This window comes from Stenotrophomonas sp. Ps181 (assembly GCF_025697425.1).
Taxonomy (GTDB): domain Bacteria; phylum Pseudomonadota; class Gammaproteobacteria; order Xanthomonadales; family Xanthomonadaceae; genus Stenotrophomonas; species Stenotrophomonas sepilia.
The window spans coordinates 126789-140366 of the sequence record NZ_JAHWBI010000006.1 but is presented as its reverse complement, the minus strand read 5'-3'; the positions used below and the strand labels follow the sequence as shown (position 1 = coordinate 140366).

The window sequence follows — 13578 nt, the reverse complement described above, 5'->3', positions numbered from 1 at the left end:
CTGGTAGTGCCGGCCGCTGGCCGGCAACCTCATGAATCGCGGCATCCACGCATGGCGTGGATCGACCTCAATCCTTGGTAACCCGGTTGATCTCGGCCAGGCTGGTAATGCCCGCCGCCGCCTTCTTCAACGCCGACTGGCGCAGATCGTTCACCCCGATCTGCTGCGCGGCCTCGGCAATCTGCAACGCATTGCCACCGGCCAGCACGATCGTGGCGATCTCGTCGGTCATCGGCATCACCTGGTAGATACCGGTACGGCCCTTGTAGCCCTCGGTGCACTCATCACAGCCGACCGCCTCGTACAGCTCGATACCCGCGTCCAGCTGCGCCTGGGTGAAGCCTTCGGCCAGCAGCGCATGCTCGGGCAGGTTGGCCGGTCGCTTGCAGTTGCCACACAGCCGGCGCGCCAGGCGCTGGGCGATCACCAGCGTCACCGAGCTGGTGATGTTGTATGGCGCGATGCCCATGTTCATCAGGCGCGCGATGGTCTGCGGCGCATCGTTGGTGTGCAGCGTGGACAGCACCATGTGGCCGGTCTGCGCCGCCTTGATCGCGATCTCGGCCGTTTCCAGGTCGCGGATTTCGCCGACCATGATGATGTCCGGATCCTGTCGCAGGAACGAGCGCAGCGCCGCAGCGAAGGTCATGCCGCGCTTGTTGTTCTGCTGCACCTGGTTCACGCCGGGCAGGCGGATTTCCACCGGGTCTTCGGCGGTGGAGATGTTGCGCGTCTCGTCGTTGAGGATGCCCAGCGCGGTGTACAGCGACACCGTCTTGCCCGAACCGGTCGGGCCGGTTACCAGCACCATGCCGTACGGCTTGTGGATGGCGTCCAGGAACAGCTTCTGCTGGTCCGGCTCGTACCCCAGCTTGTCGATGCCCAGCTTGGCCGCGCTGCCGTCCAGGATACGCAGCACCACCTTCTCGCCGAACAGGGTCGGCAGGGTGCTCACGCGGAAGTCGATCTGCTTGGTCTTGGACAGGTTGAGCTTGATGCGTCCGTCCTGCGGCACGCGCTTCTCGGCGATGTCCAGCTGCGCCATCACCTTCAGGCGTGCGGCGATGCGCTGGTTCAGCTTCACCGGCGCGCGCGCGACCATCTTCAGCAGGCCATCGATGCGCAAGCGCACGCGATAGTCGTCTTCATAGGGCTCGAAGTGGATGTCCGAGGCGCCCTTCCGGATCGCGTCCACCAGCACCTTGTTGACGAACTTCACCACCGGGGTGTCGTCGCCCTTGGCATCGATGCCGGAGTCGCCGCCCCCGGAAATGTCCTCGTCACCGCCGGACACTTCCAGGTTGCCAATGCCATCGTCGTCACCGCCCAGCGCGTCGCCCAGCGTGTCATGGCTGGCATGCCACTGCTCGAGCGTGCGGCGGATCTGGTCTTCATCCACCAGGATCGGCTCCACCACCAGGTTGGTGTGGAACTTGATCTCGTCCAGCGAATGGGTCGGATTGCTGGTGCCCACGAACAGCTTGCCGCCGCGCTTGAACAGCGGCAGCACGTTGTGCTTGCGCAGCAGTTCCTCGCTGACCAGGCTCATCGCGTTCTGGCTGGCGTCGAACGTGGACACGTCGAACAGCGGCATGCCGAACTCCACCGCGTTGGCCGCCGCCAACTGGGCCGCCCCGACCACCTTGTTCTGCGCGAACCAGGTCGGCAGCGGCTGGCGGGCCGCAGCGGCCTTGGCCATGGCGTCACGGGCAGAAGCCTCGTCCAGGGCGCCATCCTGGACCAAGCGACGGGCCAGGCCGGTGATGCCGACGAGATTGGCGGTGGTTACGGTGTTCATGCGATTCCTCTACTAGGGCAGGTGCTCCACCGAAGGCGGACGCCGTGCTATGCACACGGGTGACATACTAACCGCGTAGCTGGCGTGAACGCATACCTCAGCGCTGCACGCATACGCTCAGAAGGACTGCGCACGGTGCCACCGCCAGGCGCTTTCAATGATCCCGCCAAGGTCGCGCCACTCGCGTGTCCATCCCAGTACCTCTTGGGCCTTTCCACTGGAGGCGACCAAACGTGCAGGATCACCCGGACGCCGCGCAGCCAGCTCAAAAGGCACGGCGCGGCCGACCACTTCGGCAGCCGCCGCGACGATCTGCAACACCGACGATCCTTCTTCGCTTCCTAGGTTGAAGTTGTGGGCGCCGGGCGAACGCTCAAGCAAGTCCACCGCCAGGGCATGGGCACGCGATAGATCTTGGACATGAACGTAATCGCGGACACATGTGCCATCGACGGTAGGATAGTCGGACCCAAATATCCGGAGGGGCGGCGCCTGCCCAGCCGCGGCTCGCAGGACGTTGGGAATCAGGTGGGTTTCACAGGCATGGGCCTCGCCTATTCCGTGCTCCGCAAGCGCTCCCGCTGCATTGAAGTAACGCAGAACAACTGAAGACATGCCATACGCGGCCCAGGCATCGGACAGTATCCGTTCCACCATCAACTTACTTGTCCCGTACGCGTTGATCGGATACGTGGGGTGCTGCTCGTCGATCAGCCCGGTCGCAGACTCCCCGAAAACTGCCGCAGTCGAGGAAAAAATTATCCGTTCAACATCTCGACGTCGCATCTGCCGCAGCAGATTCAACGACCCGGTGACGTTATTCTGGTAGGTGGTGAAAGGGTCCACTACGGAATCGGCCACCAGCGAAGTCGCTGCAAAATGCATCACGACGTCGAAGCGGCGACCCACAAATGCCCGTTCTAGGGCCGACTCATCTAGCAGGTCTGCATGGATGAAGTCGCCCCATTTCACAGCCGCGCGGTGGCCCGTGGACAGATTGTCCAGCACGGTAACCGAATGCCCGTGTTCGGCGAGCCACTGCGACATGTGGCTGCCTATATACCCTGCCCCTCCACAGACCAGGACTTTCCACATCTGCCCGTCTCCGCACACAATCCCCAACTCCAACAACTCCTGCCACGCCGCAATCGCCGCACAGCGCAGATTGAGGCAGGATCAAGAGTAATTGATCTTAGGCCTTGGCCTCTTCATGGTACTCGTCGTCCACGTTGATCGACCACAGGCGACTCTTGTCTACGACGCCGCTCATGATCTGGTCGGCAGCTTCCTTGGCCGTCAACATGGAATGATCTTGGTTGTTGTAGCGGTGCATGCCATTGCGCCCTACCAAGAACAAATTGGGCACCGCGTCCAGCGCAGCACGCAGTCGATCAAAGTTCTCGTAGGCCTCACCGAAGTACCCCGGATAGGCCTTGGGTACCCGGATGACGACCGCATCGTGCGCCAATGCGGCTGAGACCAGACCAATCTGCAGCATTTCACGCTGCGCCAGCGCCTGCAATTCCGCGTCGGACATTTTCCACAGATCGTCGGTCTCCCGACAGAAGAACTCTAGGCCCAGCCATATCATGGATGCGTCCTTCACCATGTACGGGCTCCAGTTATTGAAGACCTGCACACGCCCGACATTCACACCGGGCTCCTGTATATAAATCCAATTATCGCCGAGCGCGCGCGGCAGCTCATCGGCCCGGTATAGCAAGCCCACCGTAATGAAATCGCGGTACTGGAGATTATCTGCGATGACCGCAACCTCGTGGCTCCAGTTCTGTCGTGACGCCGCCACTAGGTCGCGCACCGGCATGGTGGAGACGACGTGGGTGCACTCTAGCTGGAACGCTTCGCCCGATTCGCCCTGCACCGTCACGCTGCGCACTTTGCCGTTCTCAACTGCCAGTCCTACGGCTTTCTGCTTCATCAACAGGGTGCCGCCACGTGCTTGGAAGATCTGCGCAGCGGTCTCCCACATTTCACCCGGGCCATGCTTGGGGTAGAGGAAACTCTCAATCAGCGAAGTCTGCACTGCCTTACCATTCATACCCAGCATGCCACGCAGTGCGTGAAACACCGCCTTGGTAATGGACAGGCTCTTGATGCGTTGCGCGCCCCATTCCGCGCTGATCTGGTTGCAAGGCACGCCCCAGACCTTTTCGGTGTATTCCTTGAAGAACTGGCGGTACAAGCGTTGACCGAAGCGATTGATCAGGAAATCTTCAAGGCTGCGCTCAGGCTCGATCTTGCTGATCTGTGAGTGCAGATAGCTGAAACCAAACTGTATGGTCTTGCCAAACCCGAGGTTGCGGAAGCTGTCCGCGTTCAACTTCAGCGGGTAAGAGAAGAAGCGACGGTTGAAGTAGATCCGAGAAAGACGGTTACGTACCAACATGGTCTTTGGCACGCCCCCCTCGGCCCGGGTCGTGCCCAGTGGGAGCCCTTCGCGGACCTGCCCCTGATAGCGCAGATTCAGCGGCCCATCCTCGACGTGCTCAATGGGCATCAGATTGGCCCACCACTGCATTACCCAATCAGACTTCGAAAAAAACCGATGACCGCCGATATCAATGCGGTTCCCGTTGTGAATGACCGTGCGCGAAATACCACCCACGCAATCATCGGCCTCGACAATCGTCACCTGCACGTCGGGCTGCCCCACCAGCTCCAGTGCTGCGGTCAGGCCGGCGGGGCCGGCACCTATTATTACTATCTGCTTGCTCATGCCGCTTCCCGTTCCCCAATGGACCGGTCGCGCACGCGCGACCGGAACAGAATCAATTTACGCAGTACGAAGTTGCTGGTGAACGAAAAGCCCACCGCAACTACCCTGGCAGTGCCCCCCCGCACGCCAAACCACTCGATACACAACCACATAACGCATTGCACGACCAGCAGGCCCAAGCAGCCTATCAGCAGGAAGGTCGCCAGTTCCGCCGAACGGGAACGGAAACTGCGCGCTGCGAACACCCAGCGCACGCTGATGATATAGGCCGCGATACTGCCCACCAGAAAGCCAGCGGTCGCGGCGATATACCAGCCCCACCCCAAATAGGCCAGCAGAAAGAACATCCCCAGATCAGCCAACAGCGCTGCCGCAGAAGCCAGCAGGTAACCACTGCCTTCAGACAGCCAGCCCCGCCGACTCGCGAGTTGCCCCTCCAACTCCATTAGCGGCTGGTCGCTCATGACATGCCCCCGCCGTCGGATGCCACCCAATCCGAGCACTTGTACAGATACTCGGTCGTGATTACTTCATCGGTGCCGGGGTGGCGCACCTGCCACCTGCTGCGCACATGCTCTTCTTGGTCGTACGGAAGCACAAAATAGTCGGGTGGCGCCAGTTCGCCATGTCGGGTGCACAGGTGACGTAGCCCCGCCTCGCTCACCCGGCAGGGCTCCGGATTTTCCTGCACATTGGCCAACACTTCGCAGATTTCTGCCTGTAATGTCACCGGCTCAACCTGGATATTCAATTGTTTTCCAAGGAGCGCGGTCTGCCGATTGAACATCTGCCCGGACAGCTGCTGCGGACTAAAGTAGTTAGCGCGACGAAGCACCATCCAGGCGGCGCGAGGGGACGCCTCGCTGGCATACCAGAAAACAACTGCGCTGGACGGGATATTCTCGGTAAACACAGGAGTGCGGTGCTCAGACTCTTGGGCATGCGTCCACGGGCTACGCGAATCCCACAGCCACAACGCCCCGGCCAAGGCTAGGACTGACAAGCCCCCCAGCAATGCCTGGCCTCTTTCGCCACTGCGCTCATAGCTCAAGACCAGCAAGACCACAGCTCCACCGCACAGCAGCGGATAGGCGAAGATCATCACGTCTTGGCGGATGATCTCGGAGTTGCGGCCCGTCATCTCGTACACGGTCCATATCTGAAGCTGGTATCGGAAGCAGGCCACGGCCAACGCCAGTATCAGGCCGACCAGCAACAGGCGGCGGATGGGAGCGCTGACCTTGGCGGCGACCAGAGGCCAGACCATATGCAATGGAATGAGACCCAGTATCGCCCAAGGCAGCGTGCTGCGCGGCACGCTGGCACCAATGACAGCGATGGCAATGACCAGCAGCGGGCCTACCCAATCACGCCCGCCACGTTGCCATTGCTCCCAGACAAGAAAGGGAATTGCAGCAGCCGCCAGCCAATGGGCCAGCCACAGCACGCGCCATAGTTGTAGGCCGATGGGCAGAATCAACCTCAGCACATCGGCCAGCAGATAGCTGAGTCCAAGACCCACAATCGTGGCGAGCAGCACTGCATTGGCTAGGCGGCCAAGCAGTGTGCCGGCGCCACCGCGTTGCGCTACCAGATGCAGCAGATAGATGTCAGCGAGGACGATGCACCAGTCCCGCAGCGCCCAGGCACTCAGGAACACCTGGTCGCCTACGCCATCGATCAAGGCGCGCCACTGTAGATCCATTACCTGCAGCAGACCGGCCAGCGGCCCCACCTTCAGAGCTGCCAGCGCCAGCACCGGCACTGCCAGCAGCAGCGACCACAGCCAGCGGCGATCCCCCAGCACCAACCAACACCACGCCACCAACACCGCCGCGATGGACTGCAGCGGGTGTAGCAGCCCCGCCACGGCGAACCCAACCATCGCCCCAACCCATTGTCCCTGGAGCAAGGCGGCCAGCGCCAGCAGGCAGATAGCCTCGGCAATCGGCCGTGCGGTCAGGAAAGGTTCGGCATAGGAAAACATACTGAACGCGCCGTAGCCGGTGGGCATTACGATTAACGCCAGTAGCGCGGGCCAGCGCCAGCGCGGCGGGAACAGCACATGCACATACCACGCACTGGCCGCGTAGAAAAGCAGGCGACTGACAAAGGTAAGCACCATGAACGCCTTGCCCGGCTCCACATGGGCGAGCAGGAGCGCCAGAAGCTGGGGAAACAGAGTGAAACTGGCCTGACTGCCTGCCACGAAGAACAGGTCACGGTTGAAGATATCCGGCGAAATCAGTCGTAATGCCTGAGCGAGATAAAGCGTCGCGTCATGGCGAATACCTGTATAGGGTCTTAGGTAGACGATCAGCGCCGCCGCAAAGCACCACGGCGCGATCCTGCGCAACGTCAGCATGAACGAGGTCCGCATCCAGAAAAGGCGAGCCCCGCAGACGCGGGGCTCGGGTACAACGTCTGGCGTCTTACGCCTGCCGAATTACTGGCAGGTAGCCGGACGATACTTGGCCGGGATCGAGCCACTGCAGACCCAGGTCACCTGGCCGTTGGCGGCCTTGGTACCTGTCAGGGTGATGTTACCGGTGGCGCTACCGCCCAGAGCCTGCGCGGTGGCGGTGATCACGCCGGAAGCGTAGGTCACGCCCGAGACATACTTGGACGACTGGGTTTCGATAGCGACGGTGGCCGGCATGGTGGTGGCGGTGTCCGAAGCAGCCGCTTCCGCAACGGTGGTACGGGCCGACGAAGCCGCCAGTACGACTTCCGACACGCGCGACTTGATCAGGTAGTCCTGATAGGCCGGCAGAGCGATGGCTGCCAAGATCGCGATGATCGCGACAACAATCATCAGTTCAATGAGGGTGAAGCCCTTCTGGTTCTTCATTTGGTACATCCCCAAGATTAGGTGGTGGTTAAGAGTCAGTACGCAGGACCGGGCCAGCGAGTTGTCTGGTTGAGCGGGTTTCTGCGTCCTGCGGGTGGATCAACGCAGGTTGCGTGCCAACCCCGGCACGCTGCCCCCCTAGATTTCCCCGCGCCCATGATGGCAGCAATTTCCAGGATGTGAACCCCCCAGCCCCCAATCTGCGACGAACCCAGCAATGTGACGTAGTGCGTCACCTTTGGTCGGCAACCAGCACGAATTCGCATTCCGGCTGGCCGCGGCTCTGCCAAGTCGGCGATGAACCCGCTACCATCGGCAGACGCCCGTCTGGGGATGGCGGGCCGGGGAGCCAACATGTCAGTCAGTCGCAGTTCGATCAAGAAGGAGCCCGTGGCGCGTGCCACGATGGACTTGCAACCGTTTGTCTGGGAGGGAACCGACAAGCGGGGCGTGAAGATGAAGGGCGAACAGCTCGCGAAGAACGCCAACCTCCTGCGCGCCGAGCTGCGCCGCCAAGGCATTAATCCTGGGCAGGTGAAGGTAAAGCCAAAACCGTTGTTCGGCGCTACGGGCAAGAGGGTCACGCCGAAGGACATCGCATTCTTCAGCCGCCAGATGGCGACAATGATGAAATCGGGCGTCCCGATCGTCTCGTCCTTGGAAATCATAGCTAGCGGGCATAAGAACCCGCGGATGAAGAAGATGGTGGACGGTATCCGCACCGACATTGAGGGCGGGTCCTCCCTGCACGAGGCCATCAGCAAGCACCCCGTGCAGTTCGATGAGCTTTACCGCAATTTGGTCCGTGCCGGTGAAGGCGCCGGTGTACTGGAGACGGTGCTTGAAACTATCGCCAGCTACAAAGAAAACATCGAAGCCCTGAAGGGCAAGATCAAAAAGGCAATGTTCTATCCGGCCATGGTGGTAGCTGTGGCCATCATCGTCTCGGCGATCCTACTGATCTTCGTGGTACCACAGTTCGAAGAGGTCTTCAAGAACTTCGGAGCCGATCTACCCGCCTTCACTCAGATGATCGTGGCTGCCTCACGCTTCATGGTGTCTTGGTGGTGGCTGATGCTGATTGTCGCAGTAGGTAGCCTCGTCGGCTTTGTCATGGCGTTCAAACGGTCACCCGCTCTGCAGCACCGGATCGACCGAATCGTGCTGAAGGTTCCAGTGCTAGGCGAGATCATGAACAACAGCGCCATCGCCCGCTTCGCGCGCACTACCGCTGTGACTTTCAAGGCTGGCGTGCCACTTGTGGAAGCTCTGAGCATCGTGGCCGGCGCCACCGGCAACAAGGTGTACGAGGAAGGCGTCCTGCGGATGCGCGACGACGTCTCGGTCGGCTATCCGGTCAACATGGCCATGAAGCAGCTGAACTTGTTCCCGCATATGGTCATCCAGATGACGGGTATCGGCGAAGAGGCCGGCGCCCTCGACACCATGCTATTTAAGGTGGCCGAGTACTACGAACAGGAAGTGAATAATGCCGTGGATGCCCTCAGCAGCCTGCTGGAACCGATGATCATGGTGTTCATTGGTACCATTGTCGGCGGTATGGTCATCGGCATGTACCTGCCCATCTTCAAACTCGGTGCCGTCGTCGGCTGAAGGTATCAATGGCATTTCTCGACCAGCATCCCGGCCTCGGCTACCCCGCCGCGGCCGCCCTGGGACTGCTGCTGGGCAGTTTCCTCAACGTCGTCATCCTGCGCCTGCCCAAGCGGCTGGAGTGGCAGTGGAAGCGCGATGCGCGCGAGGTCCTGGAAGAACCAGACTTCTACGAGCCCCCACCACCGGGGATCGTGGTCGAGCCCTCGCACTGTCCGCACTGCAAGCACAAGCTGAGCTGGTACGAGAACATCCCGCTGTTCAGCTGGATCATCCAGGGCGGCAAGTGCCGCCATTGCAAGGCGCCGATCTCGCTGCAGTACCCGCTGGTCGAGGCCCTGACCTCGGTGCTGGTGCTGGCCTGCGTCTGGCAGTTCGGCTTCGGCTGGCAGGGCTTCGGCGCCATCGTGCTGACCTGCTTCCTGATCGCCTTGTCCGGCATCGACCTGCGCACCCAGCTGCTGCCCGACCAGTTGACCCTGCCACTGATGTGGCTGGGCCTGATAGGCAACATCGACAACCTGTACATGCCGGCCAAGCCTGCCTTGGTCGGCGCGGCGGTGGGCTATCTGTCGCTATGGATGGTCTGGTGGCTGTTCAAGCAGCTGACCGGCAAGGAAGGCATGGGTCACGGCGATTTCAAGCTGCTGGCCGCCCTCGGCGCCTGGTGCGGGCTGAAGGGCATCCTGCCGATCATCCTGCTGTCGTCAGTGCTGGGCGCCATCATCGGCTCGATCTGGCTGTACACCCGGGGCCGTGACCGCGCCACGCCGATCCCGTTCGGCCCCTACCTGGCCATCGCGGGCTGGCTGTACTTCATGTGGGGCGCGCCCGTGGTGGAGCAGTACCTGGTGATGAGCGGACTGCGCTGAGGGGAATCCCCATGAGCCGGTATGTGGTTGGCCTGACCGGCGGCATTGCCGCCGGCAAGAGCGAGGTGACCCGGCGCTTCGAGGCGCAGGGCATCGTGGTGGCCGACGCCGACCTTGCCGCCCGAGCAGTGGTCGCTGCCGGCAGCCCCGCCCTGGGCCGCATCGCCGAGCGCTTCGGCGCCGGCATGCTGCAGGCGGATGGCAGCCTGGACCGGGCGCGCCTGCGTGCCCATGTATTCGCCGACCCGGCCGAACGGGCCGCGCTGGAAGCGATCACCCACCCGGCCATTCGCCTGCTGATGCAACAGCAGTGCGACCAGGCCACCAGTCCCTATGCGATTGCCGCCATCCCGCTGCTGACCGAGGTCGGTGGGCGGCAGGCCTACCCGTGGTTGGACCGGGTATTGCTGGTGGACGCGCCCGAAGCCGTGCAGCACGCCCGGCTGATGCAGCGCGACGGCATCGACGCCGCGCTGGCCGACAAGATGATCGCCGCCCAGGCCAGCCGCGCGCAGCGGTTGGCACTGGCCGATGATGTGGTGGTCAACGATGGCCACCCAGAAGACCTGCAGGCGCAGGTGGAAGCGCTGCATGAGCGGTATCTGGAGTTGGCTGGGGGTTGAGGCCTGGTTGCCGGCCAGCGGCCGGCACTACCAAAGCGAATCCACGCGTGGCGTGGATCTACTGGACGACTCGGTTGCCGGCCAGCGGCCGGCACTACCGAAACGCATCCACGCATGGCGTGGACCTACTCCAGCTGCAGGCGGGCATAGCGGGCCAGTTCTCGTGCGCCAAGCAGCAATCCATCTACCACGTCCGGGCTGAGCTGCTGGTGGGCACCGCCCTGCTCGCGGGCGGCTTCGGCGGCGTGCAGCACTTGCATGAGTGCGTTCAAGCCGGCCAGGGTGCGGCTGAGGCCGGCCATGGTGGCCGCCTGGGCCGGGCTGAGACCCTCGGCCTCCAGTCGCCGGCCGTCGGCTGCATCGCGACCGTCCATGCGGGCCAGCAGCGCAGGAAGCAGATCCTTGGGATCATCGAGCAGGGTCTCGATGCGCTCGGCGACGTCGGCGGGGAGCAGGTCGGCGGCTTCGCCGATCAGTGCGTGCAGTTGGGGGAACAAGGGGCGTGCGGACATGGTGAATCTCCTCGCAGACGACGAGCCACCTGCGGATGCGAGGTGGCGGACGGTGCGGGTTGGCGTACCGGAGACCCAACAACTCAAGCGCGAGGAAAAAGACTCCAGCGGATTCTGATGAATCCCCACGCACCATCCGCCGAAACGAGGCAGGCGATGCATTTTCCATGATGAGCCGCAGCCCACCCGGAGCGCTTGAGTTGAAGGTTTTTTTCAGGACGCCAATCCCGGCCAGGGCACCTGCCCCGGCCGACCCATCTGGCCATCACGTAGCGCTGTGATCTGTAAGGAAATTCTCAAGCCGCCGCTGAGGGCACGAATACGTGCATGCGGACACGCGCGCGGCGTGGCGGCGATCACGGTGATGTCGTGTTGGGCTTCTGGCGCATCACGACTGCGAAGTTAATTCGATGGCACAAGCGACACAGGGCGCAAAACGAACCCACTGTAGAGCCGAGCCTATGCTCGGCTCCGGGAAGCCACCGCAGCCGAGCGCGGGCTCGGCTCTACAAAAGTGGAGCACCCACCAAAGTAAAGCCCCTTACAACGGCTTCGGCGAGAACGTCAGGGTGGCGATCACGCCGCGCTCGCCGCCGGGGCGCACGCTCACCTGCCAGCCATACAGATCGCACAGGCGGCTGACGATCGACAGGCCGATGCCACCACCCTGCGAATGGCCGGCGTGCGTGCCGCGGTAGCCGCGCTGGAACAGTTTGGCCGCATCCTCTTCGCTCAGGCCAGGGCCGCTGTCGGTCACCGACACCGAATTGCTACCGACAAAGACGCGCACTTCGCCATCCTGCGAGTACTTCACCGCATTGCCGATCAGGTTGCCCAGCGCCACCGACAAGGCCGCCTCCGGCGCATCGATCACCAGATTGCGCTCGCCTTCCAGTGCCAGCTCCAGTGGCTTGCCGCCCAGCTGTGCGCGGTGGGCGTCCAGCAGCTGTTCGGCCACGCGGGCGACGTTGCTGGTGCCCTGCCCGCGTTCGTTGCGCGACAGCAGCAGCAACGCGCCGATCAGGTCGCTGCACTGCTGTTCGGCACGCTGGATGCGCTGCAGGCGCTGCAACACCTTCTCATCCAGGCCGGGCCGGGTCAGCAGCAGCTCGGTAGCACCACGGATCACCGCCAGCGGCGTGCGCAGCTCGTGGCTGACGTCGGCATTGAACTCACGGTCGCGCTGCACCACTTCGGTCAGCCGCGACGAATAATCATCCAGCGCCTGCGCCAGCTGCCCCACTTCGTCATCGGGGAAACGCGGCGCCAGCGGCTCGGGATCACTGGTGCCGCCGCGATAGGCGCGCAGCCGCGCGGCCAGGTCCGAGACCGGCTTCATCACCTTCGAGGCCGACCACCAGCCCAGCACCAGCGACAGCAGGCTGAACACCAGCACGGACAGCACCAGCGCGCGGTTGAGCTGCTGCCCGCCGCGCACGCTGTCGGTCATGTCGTAGGCCAGGAATGCCCAGGCGTCGGGCGTCTTGCGCACGGCCAACTTGTAGGAATAGCGCTGGCCGCGCTCGTCCACGCCGCCCATGTTGTACAGGCCATCCTTGAACTCGTACCAGTCCGGCTCTTCCTCGCGCAGCGCCTCGAACTTGTCAGGCTTGATCAGGCGCGCACGCATCTGCTGCACGGGCAGGTCGGGGTTGCGATCCGGGCTCTCGTAGAACCGCCGCACGTACTCGTTGATGTTGCGGTTCATCACGTCTTCCACCAGCTGGTTTTCCACGCGCATGCGGGCCCAGTTGGTGGCGAACGCGAACAGTGTCGTCAGGCAGAAGCCCAACAACACGAACGAGACGATGATGCGGCTGCGCAGGCGCCGCCGATACGGCGAACGCCGGCGCTCCCCCTTGGTTGCCACGGAATCAGGCTTCCGGGGTGGCGATGCGGTATCCGATGCCATGGCGGGTCTGGATCAGCGGCACTTCAAACGGCTTGTCGACCACCGCACGCAGGCCGTGGATGTGGACACGCAGCGAATCCGAGTCGGGCAGCTCTTCGCCCCAGACGCGGGTTTCCAGCTCCTGGCGGGTGACCACGGCCGGCGCGGCTTCCATCAGGGCCTGCAGGATCTTCAGCGCGGTCGGATTGAGCTGCAGCAGCTTGCCCTGGCGACGCACTTCCAGCGTGTCCAGGTTGTATTCCAGATCGCCGGTTTCCAGCACGCGGGTCTGCACGCCCTTGCCGCGGCGCGACAAAGCGTTCAAGCGCACTTCCACTTCCTGCAGCGCGAACGGCTTGATCAGGTAGTCGTCGGCGCCGGAGTCGAAACCGGCCAGCTTGTTATCCAGCGAGTCGCGGGCGGTCAGCATCAGTACGGGGGTCTGCTTGCGCGCTTCGTTGCGCAGCTTGCGGCAGACTTCAATGCCGTCCATGCCCGGCAGGTTCAGGTCCAGAACGATGGCGTCGAACTCGTGGACCACCGCCAGGTGCAGGCCGGTCACGCCGTCGGCGGCGAAGTCCACGGTGTGGCCACGATCCTCAAGGTAGTCGCCAAGGTTGGCGGCGATGTCGCTGTTGTCTTCGATTACGAGAATGCGCACTGGGACCTCTGGTTCTTGA

At 62.8% G+C, this 13578-nt stretch carries 12 protein-coding genes; 3 read left to right on the top strand and 9 right to left on the bottom strand.

The window, feature by feature from the left end; genetic code table 11:
- Positions 1 to 67: 67 nt before the first annotated feature.
- From pilB to KXV01_RS15020, 6 genes are all read right to left on the bottom strand, one after another.
- Positions 68 to 1798 (bottom strand): type IV-A pilus assembly ATPase PilB, encoded by a 1731-nt coding sequence (pilB, locus tag KXV01_RS15045; RefSeq protein ID WP_263467902.1) that lies wholly within the window; start codon positions 1796 to 1798, stop codon positions 68 to 70.
- Between the two features lie 117 nt (positions 1799 to 1915).
- Positions 1916 to 2893, bottom strand: a complete 978-nt coding sequence (galE, locus tag KXV01_RS15040) for a UDP-glucose 4-epimerase GalE (protein ID WP_263467901.1) — start codon at positions 2891 to 2893, stop codon at positions 1916 to 1918.
- Between the two features lie 97 nt (positions 2894 to 2990).
- Positions 2991 to 4535, bottom strand: coding sequence for an NAD(P)/FAD-dependent oxidoreductase (locus tag KXV01_RS15035; RefSeq protein ID WP_263467900.1), 1545 nt, complete (start codon positions 4533 to 4535; stop codon positions 2991 to 2993).
- Positions 4532 to 4999: a GtrA family protein gene (locus tag KXV01_RS15030; protein WP_263467899.1), complete on the bottom strand. Its 468-nt coding sequence runs from the start codon at positions 4997 to 4999 to the stop codon at positions 4532 to 4534. Before KXV01_RS15030 ends, KXV01_RS15035 begins: the two co-directional genes overlap by 4 nt.
- Positions 4996 to 6900: a hypothetical protein gene (locus KXV01_RS15025; protein ID WP_263467898.1), complete on the bottom strand. Its 1905-nt coding sequence runs from the start codon at positions 6898 to 6900 to the stop codon at positions 4996 to 4998. Before KXV01_RS15025 ends, KXV01_RS15030 begins: the two co-directional genes overlap by 4 nt.
- 81 nt (positions 6901 to 6981) lie before the next feature.
- Entirely contained in the window at positions 6982 to 7386 is a 405-nt protein-coding gene (locus tag KXV01_RS15020) for a pilin (protein ID WP_263467897.1), read from the bottom strand.
- Positions 7387 to 7740: 354 nt separating this feature from the next.
- Here KXV01_RS15020 and KXV01_RS15015 point away from each other — a divergent pair, with 354 nt between their 5' ends.
- Genes KXV01_RS15015 through coaE form a run of 3 tightly spaced genes read left to right on the top strand, consistent with a single transcriptional unit; the run spans position 7741 to position 10495 of the window.
- Entirely contained in the window at positions 7741 to 9000 is a 1260-nt protein-coding gene (locus KXV01_RS15015) for a type II secretion system F family protein (RefSeq protein ID WP_263467896.1), read from the top strand.
- A gap of 8 nt (positions 9001 to 9008) precedes the next feature.
- Positions 9009 to 9872, top strand: a complete 864-nt coding sequence (locus KXV01_RS15010; protein WP_049416956.1) for an A24 family peptidase — start codon at positions 9009 to 9011, stop codon at positions 9870 to 9872.
- Positions 9873 to 9883: 11 nt separating this feature from the next.
- Complete coding sequence (gene coaE / locus KXV01_RS15005) at positions 9884 to 10495, top strand: dephospho-CoA kinase (protein WP_263467895.1); 612 nt, start codon at positions 9884 to 9886, stop codon at positions 10493 to 10495.
- Positions 10496 to 10620: 125 nt separating this feature from the next.
- Here the strand turns inward: coaE and KXV01_RS15000 are convergent, their stop codons facing one another.
- The 3 genes from KXV01_RS15000 to KXV01_RS14990 all read right to left on the bottom strand — a co-directional run bounded on the left by KXV01_RS15000 (position 10621) and on the right by KXV01_RS14990 (position 13559).
- Positions 10621 to 11007: a hypothetical protein gene (locus KXV01_RS15000; RefSeq protein ID WP_072167640.1), complete on the bottom strand. Its 387-nt coding sequence runs from the start codon at positions 11005 to 11007 to the stop codon at positions 10621 to 10623.
- Positions 11008 to 11548: 541 nt separating this feature from the next.
- Entirely contained in the window at positions 11549 to 12919 is a 1371-nt protein-coding gene (locus KXV01_RS14995) for a HAMP domain-containing sensor histidine kinase (protein WP_164284512.1), read from the bottom strand.
- On the bottom strand, positions 12882 to 13559 hold the full coding sequence (locus KXV01_RS14990) for a response regulator transcription factor (RefSeq protein WP_005410804.1): 678 nt from the start codon (positions 13557 to 13559) through the stop codon (positions 12882 to 12884). The genes KXV01_RS14995 and KXV01_RS14990 overlap by 38 nt, the downstream gene beginning before the upstream one ends.
- Positions 13560 to 13578 lie beyond the last annotated feature (19 nt).

Excerpts from the sequence above, each read along its gene's own strand:
- pilB (WP_263467902.1), bottom strand. The coding sequence starts at position 1,798 with ATGAACACCGTAACCACCGCCAATCTCGTCGGCATCACCGGCCTGGCC.
- galE (WP_263467901.1), bottom strand. The coding sequence starts at position 2,893 with ATGTGGAAAGTCCTGGTCTGTGGAGGGGCAGGGTATATAGGCAGCCAC.
- KXV01_RS15035 (WP_263467900.1), bottom strand. The coding sequence starts at position 4,535 with ATGAGCAAGCAGATAGTAATAATAGGTGCCGGCCCCGCCGGCCTGACC.
- KXV01_RS15030 (WP_263467899.1), bottom strand. The coding sequence starts at position 4,999 with ATGAGCGACCAGCCGCTAATGGAGTTGGAGGGGCAACTCGCGAGTCGG.
- KXV01_RS15025 (WP_263467898.1), bottom strand. The coding sequence starts at position 6,900 with ATGCTGACGTTGCGCAGGATCGCGCCGTGGTGCTTTGCGGCGGCGCTG.
- KXV01_RS15020 (WP_263467897.1), bottom strand. The coding sequence starts at position 7,386 with ATGAAGAACCAGAAGGGCTTCACCCTCATTGAACTGATGATTGTTGTC.
- KXV01_RS15015 (WP_263467896.1), top strand. The coding sequence starts at position 7,741 with ATGTCAGTCAGTCGCAGTTCGATCAAGAAGGAGCCCGTGGCGCGTGCC.
- KXV01_RS15010 (WP_049416956.1), top strand. The coding sequence starts at position 9,009 with ATGGCATTTCTCGACCAGCATCCCGGCCTCGGCTACCCCGCCGCGGCC.
- coaE (WP_263467895.1), top strand. The coding sequence starts at position 9,884 with ATGAGCCGGTATGTGGTTGGCCTGACCGGCGGCATTGCCGCCGGCAAG.
- KXV01_RS15000 (WP_072167640.1), bottom strand. The coding sequence starts at position 11,007 with ATGTCCGCACGCCCCTTGTTCCCCCAACTGCACGCACTGATCGGCGAA.
- KXV01_RS14995 (WP_164284512.1), bottom strand. The coding sequence starts at position 12,919 with ATGGCATCGGATACCGCATCGCCACCCCGGAAGCCTGATTCCGTGGCA.